Here is a 1,110-nt window from a genome sequence, read left to right on the forward strand (position 1 = left end):
GACGCGCCCCGGCGGCCCGCGCGCAGGATCGCGGCCCGCCGTTCGGCGGCGTTCCGCACGGTTTTCTCTTCTCCTCCGGTGAATCCGGCACCACCGATGAGCGTGTCCGGCCACCGGGCACCCAGCCAGGTCGCGTGCAGGTGGGCGTCGTTGACGCCGGGCAGAACGGTTCTCCCCGCCAGGTCGATCACCTCGGTCTCCGGGCCGATGTGATCCAAGGCGACGTCACCGACGGCGACGATCCGGTCATCCCGCACGGCCATCGCCCGCACGACGGTGCCCGCCGGGTCGAAAGTGAGCACGGGACCGCCGCGAACCACGAGTGAAGCGGGGCGAATACGTTGCGACGGCATGGTTCCTCCAGGATCTGGACTTTTTCTCCTACGACTGTAGACTAAAAAGATGGTCAACAGAACCGAAGCGGCGGTGCTCACCGAACACGGCTCCGCGCTCACCTTGCGGGAACTACCGCTACCGGAAGAGCCGGAACCAGGCGCCGCACTGGTCCGGATCACCTGCACCACCTTGTGCGGCACCGACGTGCACATCTGGTCCGGCCAGATGACCTTCCCCGGCATGCTCCCGATGGTGCTGGGACACGAAATGGTCGGCGAAGTGGTGGCCGTCGGACCGGGCACCACCGACACCCTCGGCCGGGAGATCGCCGAGGGCGACCGTATCGGCTGGTCGGAGTCGACCTGCGGAAAGTGTTACGGCTGCACGATCTTGCGCGAACCGGTCGCCTGCGAGAAGCGCGGATACGGCTTCCTCCAGCGTTCCGACGTCTTCCCGTACGCCACCGGCGGGCTCGTCCGGTACTGCTACGTGACACCCGGCGCGGCCAAGCTCCTCCTGCCGGACGACGTGAAGGACACCTGGGCCTCGATGTCGGGCTGTGCGGGCAAAACCGTGCTGCGGGCCGTTTCCCGGTCCGGCGGGATCCGTCCCGGTGCGACGGTCGTGGTCCAGGGCGCCGGCGCGCTGGGCGTGTTCGCCACCGCGGTCGCGCGGATCTCCGGCGCGGGCGACGTCATCACCATCGGCGGCCCGGCCGACCGGTTGGAGACCGCCGAGCGTTTCGGCGCCACGGCGACGATCCCGGTCGACGGT

General features: G+C 69.1%; 1 protein-coding gene and 1 pseudogene. One reads left to right on the forward strand and one right to left on the reverse strand.

All coding sequences use genetic code 11. The annotated features are described in order from the left end of the window. Nucleotides 1-353 (reverse strand): annotated as a pseudogene (locus tag CFP71_RS13100) (metal-dependent hydrolase); the annotation flags it as partial. Between the two features lie 49 nt (nucleotides 354-402). Here CFP71_RS13100 and CFP71_RS13105 point away from each other — a divergent pair. Beyond that, the coding region (locus CFP71_RS13105; RefSeq protein ID WP_167406104.1) for an alcohol dehydrogenase catalytic domain-containing protein at nucleotides 403-1,110 on the forward strand (708 nt) is incomplete at its 3' end.

Source organism: Amycolatopsis thailandensis, from assembly GCF_002234405.1.
In the GTDB taxonomy this organism is placed as follows: domain Bacteria; phylum Actinomycetota; class Actinomycetes; order Mycobacteriales; family Pseudonocardiaceae; genus Amycolatopsis; species Amycolatopsis thailandensis.